Raw genomic sequence first — 14,078 nt, forward strand, 5'->3', positions numbered from 1 at the left:
ACGAGAAACGACTTCCTCCGAACTTCAAAAGTCAATGTTCCACATTCCGGTGCCGGCCGCGCTGGAAACACCTGTCCCAGAACACGACCATGAGCACCACAGTCAAAAACCGTGCTGCTACAGGCTCCTTAGAAAGGAGGTGATCCAGCCGCACCTTCCGGTACGGCTACCTTGTTACGACTTAGTCCTAATTACCGGTCCCACCTTCGACGGCTCCCTCCCACAAGGGGTTAGGCCACCGGCTTCGGGTGTTACCGACTTTCATGACTTGACGGGCGGTGTGTACAAGCCCCGGGAACGTATTCACCGCAGCGTTGCTGATCTGCGATTACTAGCGACTCCGACTTCATGGGGTCGAGTTGCAGACCCCAATCCGAACTGAGACCGGCTTTTTGAGATTCGCTCACCCTTGCAGGTTCGCAGCTCTTTGTACCGGCCATTGTAGCATGCGTGAAGCCCTGGACATAAGGGGCATGATGACTTGACGTCATCCCCACCTTCCTCCGAGTTGACCCCGGCGGTCTCCTATGAGTCCCCGGCATTACCCGCTGGCAACATAGGACGAGGGTTGCGCTCGTTGCGGGACTTAACCCAACATCTCACGACACGAGCTGACGACAGCCATGCACCACCTGTAAACCGACCATAAAGGGGCACCTATCTCTAGATGTTTCCGGCATATGTCAAACCCAGGTAAGGTTCTTCGCGTTGCATCGAATTAATCCGCATGCTCCGCCGCTTGTGCGGGGCCCCGTCAATTCCTTTGAGTTTTAGCCTTGCGGCCGTACTCCCCAGGCGGGGTACTTAATGCGTTAGCTGCGGCACGGAGTTCGTGGAATGAACCCCACACCTAGTACCCACCGTTTACGGCGTGGACTACCAGGGTATCTAAGCCTGTTTGCTCCCCACGCTTTCGCTTCTCAGCGTCAGGAAAGGTCCAGAGAACCGCCTTCGCCACTGGTGTTCCTCCTGATATCTACGCATTCCACCGCTTCACCAGGAATTCCATTCTCCCCTACCTTCCTCAAGTCTGCCCGTATCGGAAGCAGGCTCAGGGTTAAGCCCTGAGTTTTCACTACCGACGCAACAAACCGCCTACAAGCTCTTTACGCCCAATAAATCCGGACAACGCTCGCACCCTACGTATCACCGCGGCTGCTGGCACGTAGTTAGCCGGTGCTTCTTCTGCAGGTACCGTCACTCTCGCTTCGTCCCTGCTGAAAGCGGTTTACAACCCGAAGGCCGTCATCCCGCACGCGGCGTTGCTGCATCAGACTTGCGTCCATTGTGCAATATTCCCCACTGCTGCCTCCCGTAGGAGTTTGGGCCGTATCTCAGTCCCAATGTGGCCGGTCACCCTCTCAGGCCGGCTACCCGTCGAAGCCTTGGTGAGCCACTACCTCACCAACAAGCTGATAGGCCGCGAGTCCATCCTTGACCGCCGGAGCTTTCAAACCAACACGATGCCGTGCAGGCTGGTATCCGGTATTAGCACCTGTTTCCAGGAGTTATCCCAAAGTCAAGGGCAGGTTACTCACGTGTTACTCACCCGTTCGCCACTCGTGTACCCCCGAAAGGGCCTTACCGTTCGACTTGCATGTGTTAAGCACGCCGCCAGCGTTCGTCCTGAGCCAGGATCAAACTCTCCGTTGAAAATTATCAGTACAGACACCCCAAAAGGCACCTGCTCAACTGTCAACTAGTTTGATACCGACAAAATCCAAAAAACTGGACTTTAATCAATATTAATTCAAAGGAATCCATCCCCAACCAAAGCTGGGAGACGGGTTCGCACGACAAGACTCCGAAAAGCCTTGCCAGTGCATGTATTTGGCATTGACTTAAAGCACACTGTTGAGTTCTCAAGTTTCGGGTGCGACCCGCGCTTCAACCACACCATTTTCCGTGCGATTCCCGCTTGGGGCAACTCGATCAACTTTACTTGCCGTGTTCCAGCCTGTCAAATCGGCCGGTTTGGCTTGTTCCGTTGAGTTGTATTTGCCGCTTGGGCAACCCGCAGAACTTTACTTGTTGGCCTCCCCGTGTCAAATCGCTTGATCTGGGTGGATCAGCCGCAAATAAGCATGAATTCCCATGTGACTGGGGGTTTTGCTTGTTCAGCAGTCGCTTGCGCGAAGACCAATACTAGACAGACTCTGCGGAGAAGTCAAAATCGGTGTAGGGCTGGGCTCGCCTGCCGGCTGCGCGTCGCGTCGAGTCGCGAGGCGATGTCGTCCTGACAGGGGCTTGTGCTCCCACGAGGCGAGTGCGGAGCGTTCGCCATGAGACGTCGGTGGCGGTGAGCTCCCGCTGTGGTTGGCTTCAGACACCCCACGGGTGCCCGGGCACGGGCTGAGATCAAGCTGATGCCGCTTGCGACCGTCGAACCTGTCCGGGTCATGCCGGCGAAGGAAGAGAGTCAGATGGAAATCCATCCGCAGCATCGTGCCGTCACCATCTCCGATGGCGACATCCACGTCCCGGTCACCGCCATCAGCTTGGCGGACTCCCCTGGTGACGTCCCCAATGCCGACGTGCACGTCTACCGCACGTGTGGCCCCACCGTCGATCCTGTGGAAGGGCTTGCCCCGAAGCGCCGGGAGTGGATTGCCGGGCGAGGTGACACTGAACTCCATTCGGCGCGCTCCACCGACCTGGCCGACGACGGCCGGGCGGCCGTGCGTCGTGGCGCGGCCTCCGATGAATGGCGCGGCCGCAGGCAGGAGCCCATCCGAGCCATACCCGGCAAGAGGGTGACGCAGCTGCACTATGCCCGCAATGGCGTCGTCACCCCGGAGATGCGTTACGTGGCGCTGCGCGAGGGCGTCGCCGTCGAGAAGGTGGTGGAAGAGGTGGCGTCCGGCCGAGCGATCATCCCCGCCAACATCAACCACCCTGAGGCCGAACCGATGATCATCGGCAGGGCGTTCCTGACGAAGGTCAACGCCAACATCGGCAACTCCGCCGTCACCAGTTCCATCGCGGAGGAGGTGGACAAGCTGACGTGGGCTACCCGCTGGGGCGCCGACACAGTCATGGACCTCTCCACCGGTGATGACATTCACACCACGCGCGAATGGATCGTCCGCAACAGCCCCGTGCCCATCGGTACCGTGCCGCTCTACCAGGCGCTGGAGAAGGTGGACGGCAAGGCCGAGGAGCTCACATGGAAGGTGTACCGGGACACGGTCATCGAGCAGGCCGAGCAGGGCGTCGACTACATGACCGTCCACGCCGGCGTCCTCTTGAGGTACGTGCCGCTGACGGCTGATCGCGTCACGGGCATCGTCAGCCGGGGTGGGTCGATCATGGCCGGCTGGATGCTTGCTCACCACCGGGAGTCGTTCCTCTACGAGCACTTCGACGAACTGTGCGAGATCTTCGCGGCCTACGACATCTCGTTCAGCCTGGGCGACGGGCTGCGGCCCGGCTCCATCGCCGACGCGAACGACGAGGCTCAGTTCGCCGAGCTGCGCACCCTCGCCGAGCTGACGAAGCGGGCCTGGGAGTACGACGTGCAGGTAATGGTGGAGGGCCCCGGCCACATCCCGCTGAACCTCGTGGAGGAGAACGTACGCCTCGAGCAGGACTGGTGCCACGGCGCGCCGTTCTACACGCTGGGGCCGCTGGTCACCGACATCGCCCCGGGGTACGACCACATCACCTCCGCCATCGGGGCCGCAGTGATCGCCATGCACGGCACCGCGATGCTCTGTTACGTCACCCCCAAGGAACACCTGGGGCTGCCGAACCGCGACGACGTGAAGACCGGCGTCATCACGTACAAGATTGCGGCCCACGCCGCCGATGTCGCCAAGGGACACCCCGGGGCGCAGGTCCGCGACGACGCCTTGAGCAAGGCGCGGTTCGAGTTCCGGTGGCACGACCAGTTCGCGCTGTCGCTCGACCCGGACACCGCCATCGCGTTCCACGACGAGACCCTGCCCGCGGAGCCGGCGAAGACGGCGCACTTCTGCTCGATGTGTGGGCCGAAGTTCTGCTCGATGAAGATCAGCGGCGACATCAGGGCCCGGTTCGGTTCCGGTGTCGACGCGGAGTCGGGCATGGCGGCGAAGTCGCGGGAGTTCAGGGAGATGGGTGCACAGGTGTACCTGGACATCTCCGAGGCGCAGAGCGCCTGATTCTGGCGGGCTGGCCGCGGCCCGGAGGGATCGCGGCTAGCCTCGGCCCATGGGGGACAAGTCGTCGACCGCGTTCAATTTCAAGCGGTGGAAGCACTTCGGTAAAGATCGCTTATACGTGATTCGCTCCAGTGACGGGGTGCAGCTGGGTTATCAGGACATGGATGCCCACACGCTGCACCCAGAGTCACCGGAGCTCTCCGCGGAACTCGAGGCGGCCGTTGGCTATTGGCGCCGCCCAAGTGCCGAGCCGAGCCAATCGACGAAGCCGCCGGCGAGGCCGAAGGATCCCGCGGCGTTCACCGCATCCCGCCCCCCGGGACGGGCCGTCGGGGCAGTCCCCAGCAAGCCCACTCCCGTCCTCGACCTCATCCACAACACACCGGGCGTATCGCTCCAGGCACAGATCGAGGCCGCCCACGCGGTCGGCCAGCGCGCCACCATCCTGCGAAGCATCCTTCTTGGGAAGCACGCGCGCTCGCCGTGGGAGCGGGGTGCCATCGGTGAGCGGCTGGTGGCCGCTGAGCTCGAGAGATTGCGGAAGGCGGATCCACGATGGCGCTTCCTTCACTCGATCCCGGTGGGAACGAAGGACTCAGACATCGACCACCTACTGATCGGTCCAGCGGGCGTCTTCACCATCAATTCGAAGAACCACGCCGGGATGAAGGTATGGGTGGGCGGCAACACGTTCATGGTCAACGGCGTGCGCCAGCCCTATATCCGCAACTCGCGCCACGAGGCCAGCAGGGCAGCCAAGCTCCTCGGGAAGGCCGCGGGCTTCGCCGTCGCCGTGCGCGGCATGGTCGTGCCGGTGAACGCCGACACCTTCGTCGTGAAGGCGGCACCCGAGGACGTCACCGTCATCAACCGCAGCCGCCTGGTGAGGCACCTCCGGCGCTTGCCGGAGCGACTCCCTCAGCACACCGTCGAGAAGGTGTTCGAGCTTGCCCGCCGGAGCACCACGTGGCTCGGTTGAGCCGCTGAGCTACGACCTACGGGCGGGTGGAGGCGACGAACGCGGCCACGAGGCGGGCGACGACGCCGGGCGCGGCCCGGTGGATCGCTTCGGGCTGGGGGCGCGTCAGGATGGCGATGGCCGCGATGAACTCGACCGCGCTCAGGTCTGAGTTCAGCGCCCGCCTGTCGCTCAGCGCCTTCAACACAGCCGAGACGCCGGCGAGGGAGCGCTCCTGCGCCTCGGTCACTTCAGCCGGGAGGTCTGTGCCCTGCCCGGACAAGGCGTGGGTCAATGCCCCGACCTCCAGGGCGACGAGGCGGTTCACCAGCCCGACCCACGTCGCCTCCGGGTCTGCGTCCAGCCCCTCCGCTGCGTCGGCGACGGCGGCGTCGATGTCCGCCAGCAGGTCGAGCATCACGGCGGTGACGAGCGCGTCGCGGTCTGGGTAGTTGCGGTACAGCGTCGCGATGCCCACCTCCGCTGAGTGCGCCACGGCCTCCAGCGGAACGGCGACTCCCTGCCCGGCGAACAGGTGACGTGCCTCGTCGAGGATGCGGCGCCGCCGTGCCAACGCGTCTGCCCTCATGACCGCCTTCACCTCCCTGGTTTTGACTTCGTCATCCTATCCGGAGGAAACTTCTCCGTAAACGGAGGATTTTCCTCCATAACGCAAGGAACGCATGCCCGTCACCACCGAAGCCCCCATCCGTCCCACGCTGCGCAGGCGCGCGCGAGCCATCCGCTGGTTCGGCCTCACCGCCGGCCTCTCCGTCATCCTCGTCGGCCTCCTGCTGCTGTTCATCATGCCGACGCTGAAGTCAGGCCCCCGTGACCTCCCGCTGGGGGTGGTCGCGGAGGGACCCACCGTCGACGCGATCGCCGCGGCGTTGGAGGAGCACGCGCCGGGCGGGTACCTCGTCGAGCAACTCAGCTCCAGCGCGGAACTGGACGAAGCCATCCGCTCCAAGGAGGTGCTGGGCGGGCTCGATCTCACCCGTGGCGGGTCTGCCCGGGTCGCCGTCGCCAGCGCCGGATCCACCGCGATCTCCGGCACCGTCGCCGCCACCGGCAGCGCAGTCGCCGCACAACTGGGCCTGGCAGCCACCGTCGACGATGTCGTCCCCCTTCCCGACGGCGACCCCATCGGCGCGGGCATCGGCGGCCTCGCCTTCCCCTTGGTGTTCGGCGGGATCGTGCCCGCCGTCGCGTTCCGCAAACTCCTGCCCGGGCACCGGCGCCTGGTCCTGCTGGGGTTGCTGGGCTTTTCGCTGGTGGGCGGGTTCGTCGTCTCGACCGTGCTGCGCTACGCCTTTGGGAGCATCGACGGGTCGGTCTGGTCCGTGGGTGCGGCGATCGCGCTCGGCATCGCGGCCCTGGCCGTGCCCTTGGCCGCGCTCAACGACGCCCTGGGCGCGAAGGGTTTCACCGTCGCGGCCATGACGATGATGTTCATCGGCAACCCGTTCGCGGGCATCGCCACCAGCGCGGTGTGGCTGCCCGCCGGCGTGGCGACTCTGGGGCAACTCCTGCCCCCCGGTGCGGCCGGCACGTTGGTGCGCGCCGTCGCCTACTTCGACGGCGCGGGCGGCGGATGGGCGCTGCTGACGCTGGCCACCTGGGTTGCGCTGGGCCTGGCTCTGTACGTGGCGGCGCCTCGGGTCGCATCGAGGAGCATGGGAACCGCCGGCTGAGGGCAGCGGGAAGGCTCGCGCCCCGGGGCGCGAAGCCAGCAGGTGCACGCGCCGGGACATAGTCTTGCGAGATGACTGCAGAGATGATCGCCGCGCTCGCCGCCGGCGTCCTTGCCCTCGTCGGGCTCATGGGGATCGTGGTGCCCGTCCTGCCCGGCAGCCTCGCCATCGGCATCGGCGCACTGGTGTGGGCGATCTGGGGCGGCTCGTCCTGGGGATGGATCGCGTTCGGCTTCGCCGCATTGCTACTGATCTTCGGTGCCCTCAGCAGCTGGATGCTGACCGGCCGCTCGCTCCAACAGCGTCAGGTGCCCAAGTGGCCCGTCGTCATCGGTGTCGTCGCCGGCGTCATCGGCGTCTTCGTGCTTCCCGGCCTGGGCCTCCCGATCGGCTTCGTACTCGGCCTCCTGCTGGCCGAGTGGTACCGGCTACGCGACTTCCGCATGGCGCTGGCCACCAGCTGGACGACCGTCAAGGCGTTGGGGATGGGGATGCTGGTGGAACTGGGCTGCGCGATGGTGGCGGTGGCCATTCTGGCGGTCAGCATCGCCACCGCCTGGTGAGCCGGACTCAGAGGCCCAGCACGCCCAACGCTCCGTTGACGATCGAGCCGGCGTCTAGGTGATTCTCCCGGTAGAGCGCGTCGATCGAGCCGCTCTGGCCGAACCCGTCGACGCCCAGCGACGCCGCAGGGACCCCGAGGGCTCCGCCCAGCCACGACAGGGCGTGGCTGGAGGCGTCCTGCACGGTCACGACGGGGCGGCGGTCCGGGAACACTGCCCGCAAGGCGCCGGGTAGATCCGGCACGCGCGCAGTTCGCACCCCCTCGGCGATCCCGCTGCGCCACGCGCGATAGAGGCGACCCGGGCTGGTGACGTCGACGACGTCGACGCGAATCCCCTCGTCTGTGAGCTCCTCCGCGGCGGCGAGCACCTCGGGCATGACGGCTCCGGTCCCCACCAACGCGACGGCGGGGCCGGTGCTGTCCTGGCCCGTGCGCGAGTCGCGCAGCAGGTAGGCGCCCGCCAGCACCTGCCGCTGGATGACAGCAGTGCCAAGCCGCTGCTCGGCCGCCTCGAAGGCGCCCTGTTCGAGTGGCCGCGTGCTGAGCCTGAAGTACGCCGCGTCGGCGGTCTTCCCGTCCGCGGCGAGAACGCGGTTGGCGGCGTCGCACACCAGCCAGTCGAGCGGCTTCACGAACGCCGGTTCATGGAGGGTCAGCCCGGGCAGTTCCATCCCGATGGATGCGGTGATCGTTGACTGGTGGGCGCCACCTTCGGGTGCCAACGTCACTCCGGCAGGAGTGCCCGCGAAGATGAACGACGCTCCTGAGTAGACGGCGTAGATGAGCGCGTCGAGCCCGCGGCAGACGAAGGGGTCGTACACCGTGCCGATCGGCAGAAGTCGTTGCCCGGAGAAGTGACCGGCCAAGCCGAGCTGGGACAGGAGCAGGAAGAAATTCATCTCCGAGATGCCCAGCTCGATGTGCTGGCCCGCGGGGCCTTCGCGCCACCGGAGCATGGGGTCGTGCGACCACACCTGCCGCTCATGCTCGGCAAACACCCCGGCCTTGTTGATCCAACCGGCCAGGTTCGTCGAGGTCGCCACGTCGGGCGAGGTGGTGACGAGGAACCGACGCAGCCCGTCGTCGCGGGCGAGGTCAGTGAGGATCCGGCCGAACGCCTCCTGCGTGCTGACCGCGCGGCTCGTGCGTGGACCGGTGCTCGTCGGAACACGAGGGGTGGAATGCACCGCCGGCAGCGATCGGCGCAGGTGGGCCGCGCGCTCCGCGAGCAGCTCCGCCTCGGCCGAACCGGCGGGGAACCCCGCCCACCAGTCGTCGGCCGGGATGCCCAGCTCGACCCGCAGCTCCTCCACCTGTTCGCTGGAGAGGACGGCGGCGTGGTTGCGGGCGTTGCCTTGGATGGGCAGACCCCACCCCTTGTGGGTGTAGGCGAAGATCACCGACGGCCGCTCGGGGTCGGCGTCGGCCTGCTCGAGCGCCTCGATGACGCTGGGCAGGTCGTGCCCCCCCAGGTCGGTCACCAGCGCCGCGACAGACGCGTCGTCCTCCTGTGCCAGCAGGTCGACCACGTGGCGCGGCGCCCCGTCGAGGAACCGGGAGCGCAGCGCGGCCGGCTCCAGCCCGAACAGCGACTGGTACCTCTCGTTGGGCATGCCGTCGATCCAGTCGCGCAGCGGCTCCCCGTCGTGTTCCTCCACGAACCGGCGGAACCGCCGTCCGTACTTCAGCTGGATCGTCTGCCAACCGTGCGCCTCGAACGCCGCGTGCCAAGGGCTGATGCGCATGTCGGGGACAATCCGGTCGAGGCTCTGCCGGTTGAAGTCAACCAGCCAGGTCACCTGCCCCAGCCGGTTCGACGCGGGGTCGTGCACGGCTTCCCACACGTTGCCCTCGTCCAACTCGGCGTCGCCGAGCAGCGCCACGAACCGCGACTCCGGGCGCTCACCGAAGTGGGCATTGACGTAGTTGCGCGTGGAGGCGGCGAAGATCGTCGCCGCCGGCCCGAGCCCGACCGACCCGGTGGAGAAGTCCACCCGGTCCGGGTCCTTGGTGCGCGACGGATACGCCTGCAGGCCGCCGAAATCGCGCAGCCGCGTGAGATACGACCGGTCCAAGTCCCCCAGCAGGTACTGGATGGAGTGCAGCACCGGGCTGCCGTGCGGCTTGACCGCCACGAAGTCGTCCGCGTCGAGGTGGTGCAGGTACAGCGCCGTCATCAGCGTCACCATCGACGCGCACGAGGCCTGATGGCCTCCCACCTTGAGGTGGTCGAGGTTGGGGCGCACGTGATTGGCGTGCTCGATCATCGCCGTGGACAGCCACAGGATTCTCTGTTGGATCGTTTCAAGCGTGGCGCCGTCCATGCGGCATCACTTCCTTCTCTGGAGTTGCGTCAGCCCTTCGTGGCGCCCTGCGTCAGACCCGCGACGATCCAGCGGCTGGCGAAGGCGAACAGCACCATGGTGGGCAGGATGGTGAGGACGGCGGCCGCCGACATCGGGCCCCACTCGATGTTGAAGCTGGAGATGAAGCCGTTGAGGGCCGTAGGGATGGTCTTGCGATTGTCGGTGTTGATGAGCGTCACCGAGAGGAACAGTTCGTTCCAGGAGTTGACGAAGTTGAAGATGAAGGTGGCGATGATGCCGGGCGTCATCACCGGGACGACCACCCTCCACAGCGCGCTGAACCGTGAGCAGCCGTCCACCATGGCGGCTTCCTCGAGGCTGTCGGGCACGTTGTCGAAGAACCCGCGCAGCATGATCGACGCGAACGGGATGGTCATGGCGGTGTACACCAGGCTCAGGCCGAAGCGGCTGTCGACCAGACCCAGCTGCGTGAACATCTGGTACAGCGGGCCCAGCGCGATGAACGCCGGGATCATCTGGGTCACCAGGAACGCCAGCATGACCGCGCCCTTGCCCCGGAAGGTGAAGCGGGAGAGCACAAACCCGCTCAGCAAAGCGATCAGGGTCGCCACCAGAGCAGCGGACGCCGACACGATGATGCTGTTGAGAAGGTACGACCCGAACTGGGCCTTCTCGAAGAGCCCCGTGTAGTTCTCCAGCGAGAACTCCCGCGGCCAGTACCTCACGGGATATTCCGCGATCTGACTGGCCGGCTTGAACGAGGTCAGCAGGATCCAGTACAGCGGGAAGAGCGTGATCAGCAACCACGCCGAAAGGCCGATCCCGCGGAAGGCCTTGAGCAGGAAGGGGTCCTTGTTGATCATCGGGCGCGCCCCGTCCGGTTCAGGAGAAGCAGGTAGAAGCCGGTGAAGGTCACGAGCACCGCCATCACGATGAAGCCCAGGGCCGAGGCGACGCCGTAGTCGCCCTGCTGGGTGTACTGGATCATCCACGTGGTGACGATCTGTGTCCGGTCAGCCGGACCGCCGCCGGTCATCGCGTAGATGATGTCGGGGAAGTTGAAGATCCAGATGACGCGCAGGAGCACCGTCAGCACCAGGGTGGAACGGATGGTGGGGATGGTCACCTGGAAGAGGGTCCTGAACCTGCCCGCACCGTCGAGCGCAGCAGCTTCGTACAACTCATCGGGCACCGATTGGAGGGCCGCGAGGATCATGATGGCGAAGAACGTGACGCCGTACCAGATGTTCGCGATGATCACCGAGGTCATGGCGAGTTCCGGCTTGGCCAGCCAGGGCACCGGGGTGGACACGAGGCCGACGCGCATCAGCAGGTCGTTGACGACGCCGAACTCGGAGTTGAACATCCAGCGGAACAGGATGCCGATGAGGAAGCCGGACACGGCCCACGGGTAGAAGACCACCGCCTGGTACAGGCCACGGAAGCGGAACTTCTTCCTGAGCCCCAGCGCGATCAGGAACCCCAGCAGGAACTGCGGCACAAGCGACCCGACCACCCAGATGAGGGAGTTCCACATCACCCGCGGGAAGTTCGAGTGCGTCAGCACCGTGACGAAGTTCTCGAACCCGACGAAGGGCGTATCGGTCAGGTCCCACATGCTCCAGCGGCGGAAGGCCATCTGGCTGCCGATCAGCATGGGCAGGTAGGTGAAGACACCCACGAAGACGATGGCCGGCGCCAGGAAGCCGAGGACCTGGAGCCCCTTCTTGACCGAGAAAACGCGCCTCGGCGCGTGGCGGGGGCCGTTCACCCCCGCCACGCGCTCATCGGTTCTTCTGGTCGACACGAAGGATCAGCCGTTCCACTTCTGGGTCCAGTACTCGTCCCAGTCCGCGAGCAGTTCCGTGGTGGTCTTGTTGCCGAGGAGCACTTCCTGAAGGTCCTTCTCGGACTTGGTGGCCCATTCGAGCCACCAGGCGACACCGCGGGGTTCGCTGACCGCGAGGTAGGTGTCTGGGTTCGCGCTCATCTCGACGTACGCGGCCCAGGGGCCGGTGCTGAAGAAGGGATCCTCGTCGGCGTTCTGCTGGATGGGGACCAGGCTGTTCTCCTTGGCGAAGCGCGTCGAGACTTCGCCGGAGAGCCACTCGACGAGGGCCACGGCCTCTTCCTTGTGCTCGCTGGATTCGGCGACGCCCCAGCCCGCCGTCGCGACGACCCACGCGGCCTTGCCTGTGGGGCCGACCGGGTTGGGCGCGACGTTCCACTGGTCCTCGGTGAGCGAGGACTCGTTGACGGCCGCGATGACCTCGGGGTCCTGCAGGAGGAAGGCGGTGGAGCCGTTGGTGAATCCCTGCACCATCTCGGGGTAGCCCCACGCGATGGAGGATTCGGGAGAGCCGGTCTTGAACAGTTCGATGTACTTGTCGGCAGCAGCCTGCGATTCGGGGGTGGTGAAGATGGTGTCGCCGCTCTTCACCTTGAACGCGTTGGCCGGGTCGAGGTTGTCGCCGTTATAGGCCTCCATGATGGCCAGCAGCTGACCGTTGGAGTTCTTGCCGCCGCGGAAGGCGTAGCCGTAGCGGTTCTGCGACGGGTCCTGGATCGCGGCAGCCTGCTCGACGAGCTCCTCCCACGACTTCGGCGGGCCATCGAAGCCGGCTTCCTTGACGAGGTCGGTGCGGTAGAAGAGGCTCAGGCCGTAGAAGCCGTAAGGGATGTAGTACGACTTGCCGTCGGCGCGGTTGGCGACCAGCTGGGCGTTGGGCGTCAGCGCCTCCATGCCGTCCCAGTCCTTCAGGTCGCCGGACATGTCGTAGAGCCAGTTGTTGTTGCTGAAGGGGCCCTCGGTGAGGTCGCGCACCTCGAGCACGTCGACGCCGGAGCCGGCCTGGAGCATCTGCTGGATCTTCTGGTCCGCCTGCTCGGTGGGCGGGGTGACCAGCTGCACCTTGATGCCGGGGTTGGCCTCTTCGAACTCGGCCAGCATGGACTTCAGCAGCTCGGTGCGGCCGGGGCTGGACAGGCTCTCGACCATCTGCAGCGTCACGTCGCCACCCGAATCGGAGCCTTGCGTTTCGCCTCCGTCGGCGCCGCCGCCGCAGGCCGTCAGGGCCAGCGACGACATGATGGCCACCGCGGCCATCGAAGTGATCTTTCTCTTCATTGCTCCTCCTTGAGCGATTGCGAGGGGTCAGTTGTTTCCCTGATCCTGGTTGAGTGACCAGCGGTGGAGTAGGGGGATCCCCACCGTGGCCAGTTCTTGGTAGTCCTCGACGGTGTTGTAGAGGTGGGCGGACAGCCGCAGGTAACCGCGGCCGTCGAAGCTGGTGAAGGCGACCACGCAGCCGGTGGCACTGATGAACGGCACGCGCAGCGCGTCGGCGAGTTCCCGAGTGGTGGCCAGCGGCCGCGGGAGGCCCAGGAGTCGCATGGGGCCGACGGGCTGCCCGACGTCGGGGACGGGCTCGTCGACCAGTCCGTCCAGCGCGCGGGCGACGATCTCGACGCCGCTGTCCAGCACGCGCTGCGAGGTGACCCGGATCTCGTCCCAGCCCACCTGGGTGGCGAGGTACTGCCAGGCGAAGGGCGCCACGAGCCACTGGGTGAGGTCCAGGGTGCCCTGGCTGTCGAAGCGCTCCGGGAACGGGAAGGGCGCGCCCCAGGAGTCGATGCTGGGGAACAGTTCCTGGCCGTCGCCGCGGGAGACGAGCAGGGCCGTGCCGCGCGGGGAGCAAGCGAACTTGTGGAGGTTGCCCACCCAGAAGTCGGCTTCCTCTTCGATGGGGTGGGCCAGCACGCCGGGCGTATGGGCGCCGTCGACGAGGGTGAGCACCCCCATCCCGCGGGCGTCGCGGCAGATCTCGGCGGTGGGGAACGCGCGGGCGGTGGCCGAGGTGACCTGGTCGATGACCAGCAGTGTGGGGCGATGCCGCTCCATGGCATCGGCCAGGAGGGCGCGCACCTCGGCGGCGGTCGCGTTCAGGGGCACCTCCACCGTGGTGGCGGTGCCGCCGGTGCGGGCGGCAAGCCGCTGCGCGCCCATCGACACCGCGCCGTAGCCGTGGTTCGTGGTCATGATGTCGACGGGGCCGCGCGAGTCCAGGGCGTCGTAGACCACCGAGGCTCCGGCGGAGGCGTTGAGGACGAAGGCGGTTCGGTCTGTGGGGGCGCCGATGAGTTGGGCCATCTGGTGTCGCGCCTCGCCCACCCTCTCCGCGAGCGTGGAGAACCACGAGACGGGGTCGGCCTCAACGATGCGGCGCAGCCTGTCCTGCTCCTGGGCCACGGCTTCAGGAACGGCGCCGAAGGAGCCGTGGTTCAGGTGGCGGAGGGCAGGGTCCAGCAACCACGTCAACGGGTCGCGCGTTTCTCCGCTGAGGGACCCTTCGGCCAACTCCATCGTCATGCTGCCTCCTGTCGGACAACTAT

At 65.9% G+C, this 14,078-nt stretch carries 10 protein-coding genes, 1 rRNA gene and 1 riboswitch; of the genes, 4 read left to right on the forward strand and 7 right to left on the reverse strand.

The window, feature by feature from the left end; all coding sequences use genetic code 11:
• Positions 1 to 132 precede the first annotated feature (132 nt).
• Positions 133 to 1,653: ribosomal RNA gene (locus ACX1DX_RS09140) — 16S ribosomal RNA — on the reverse strand.
• Positions 1,654 to 2,323: 670 nt separating this feature from the next.
• Positions 2,324 to 2,432: riboswitch (TPP riboswitch) on the forward strand.
• Here ACX1DX_RS09140 and thiC point away from each other — a divergent pair.
• Positions 2,424 to 4,142: a phosphomethylpyrimidine synthase ThiC gene (gene thiC / locus ACX1DX_RS09145; protein WP_459396345.1), complete on the forward strand. Its 1,719-nt coding sequence runs from the start codon at positions 2,424 to 2,426 to the stop codon at positions 4,140 to 4,142. (Overlaps the previous riboswitch by 9 nt.)
• 118 nt (positions 4,143 to 4,260) lie before the next feature.
• Positions 4,261 to 5,121 carry a nuclease-related domain-containing protein gene (locus ACX1DX_RS09150; protein WP_459396346.1) on the forward strand — a complete coding sequence of 287 codons (861 nt, stop codon included), beginning with the start codon at positions 4,261 to 4,263 and terminating at the stop codon, positions 5,119 to 5,121.
• A gap of 16 nt (positions 5,122 to 5,137) precedes the next feature.
• On the opposite strand, the gene ACX1DX_RS09155 is transcribed toward ACX1DX_RS09150, so the two are convergent.
• The gene (locus ACX1DX_RS09155) at positions 5,138 to 5,689 is read right to left on the reverse strand and encodes a TetR/AcrR family transcriptional regulator (protein WP_459396347.1); all 552 of its coding nucleotides are present in this window, start codon (positions 5,687 to 5,689) and stop codon (positions 5,138 to 5,140) included.
• A 94-nt stretch (positions 5,690 to 5,783) separates the two neighbouring features.
• Here ACX1DX_RS09155 and ACX1DX_RS09160 point away from each other — a divergent pair, with 94 nt between their 5' ends.
• On the forward strand, positions 5,784 to 6,794 hold the full coding sequence (locus tag ACX1DX_RS09160) for a hypothetical protein (protein ID WP_459396348.1): 1,011 nt from the start codon (positions 5,784 to 5,786) through the stop codon (positions 6,792 to 6,794).
• 71 nt (positions 6,795 to 6,865) lie between these two features.
• A complete protein-coding gene (locus ACX1DX_RS09165; protein WP_459396349.1) occupies positions 6,866 to 7,357 on the forward strand; it encodes a DUF456 domain-containing protein in 492 nt (163 codons plus the stop codon).
• A gap of 7 nt (positions 7,358 to 7,364) precedes the next feature.
• On the opposite strand, the gene ACX1DX_RS09170 is transcribed toward ACX1DX_RS09165, so the two are convergent.
• The 5 genes from ACX1DX_RS09170 to ACX1DX_RS09190 are packed head-to-tail and all read right to left on the reverse strand — an operon-like array spanning position 7,365 to position 14,055.
• Positions 7,365 to 9,683: a thiamine pyrophosphate-binding protein gene (locus ACX1DX_RS09170; RefSeq protein WP_459396350.1), complete on the reverse strand. Its 2,319-nt coding sequence runs from the start codon at positions 9,681 to 9,683 to the stop codon at positions 7,365 to 7,367.
• Positions 9,684 to 9,712: 29 nt separating this feature from the next.
• On the reverse strand, positions 9,713 to 10,549 hold the full coding sequence (locus tag ACX1DX_RS09175; protein ID WP_459396351.1) for a carbohydrate ABC transporter permease: 837 nt from the start codon (positions 10,547 to 10,549) through the stop codon (positions 9,713 to 9,715).
• A complete protein-coding gene (locus ACX1DX_RS09180) occupies positions 10,546 to 11,493 on the reverse strand; it encodes a carbohydrate ABC transporter permease (protein WP_459396352.1) in 948 nt (315 codons plus the stop codon). Before ACX1DX_RS09180 ends, ACX1DX_RS09175 begins: the two co-directional genes overlap by 4 nt.
• 6 nt (positions 11,494 to 11,499) lie before the next feature.
• Entirely contained in the window at positions 11,500 to 12,813 is a 1,314-nt protein-coding gene (locus tag ACX1DX_RS09185; RefSeq protein WP_459396353.1) for an ABC transporter substrate-binding protein, read from the reverse strand.
• A 27-nt stretch (positions 12,814 to 12,840) separates the two neighbouring features.
• Positions 12,841 to 14,055, reverse strand: a complete 1,215-nt coding sequence (locus ACX1DX_RS09190; protein ID WP_459396354.1) for an aminotransferase class V-fold PLP-dependent enzyme — start codon at positions 14,053 to 14,055, stop codon at positions 12,841 to 12,843.
• Positions 14,056 to 14,078 lie beyond the last annotated feature (23 nt).

The organism is Tessaracoccus zhenghani (assembly GCF_054552775.1).

What these genes read in the sequence shown, in the direction of transcription:
- thiC (WP_459396345.1), top strand. Translation starts at nt 2,424, where the DNA reads ATGGAAATCCATCCGCAGCATCGTGCCGTCACCATCTCCGATGGCGAC.
- ACX1DX_RS09155 (WP_459396347.1), bottom strand. Translation starts at nt 5,689, where the DNA reads ATGAGGGCAGACGCGTTGGCACGGCGGCGCCGCATCCTCGACGAGGCA.
- ACX1DX_RS09160 (WP_459396348.1), top strand. Translation starts at nt 5,784, where the DNA reads ATGCCCGTCACCACCGAAGCCCCCATCCGTCCCACGCTGCGCAGGCGC.
- ACX1DX_RS09165 (WP_459396349.1), top strand. Translation starts at nt 6,866, where the DNA reads ATGACTGCAGAGATGATCGCCGCGCTCGCCGCCGGCGTCCTTGCCCTC.
- ACX1DX_RS09170 (WP_459396350.1), bottom strand. Translation starts at nt 9,683, where the DNA reads ATGGACGGCGCCACGCTTGAAACGATCCAACAGAGAATCCTGTGGCTG.
- ACX1DX_RS09175 (WP_459396351.1), bottom strand. Translation starts at nt 10,549, where the DNA reads ATGATCAACAAGGACCCCTTCCTGCTCAAGGCCTTCCGCGGGATCGGC.
- ACX1DX_RS09185 (WP_459396353.1), bottom strand. Translation starts at nt 12,813, where the DNA reads ATGAAGAGAAAGATCACTTCGATGGCCGCGGTGGCCATCATGTCGTCG.
- ACX1DX_RS09190 (WP_459396354.1), bottom strand. Translation starts at nt 14,055, where the DNA reads ATGACGATGGAGTTGGCCGAAGGGTCCCTCAGCGGAGAAACGCGCGAC.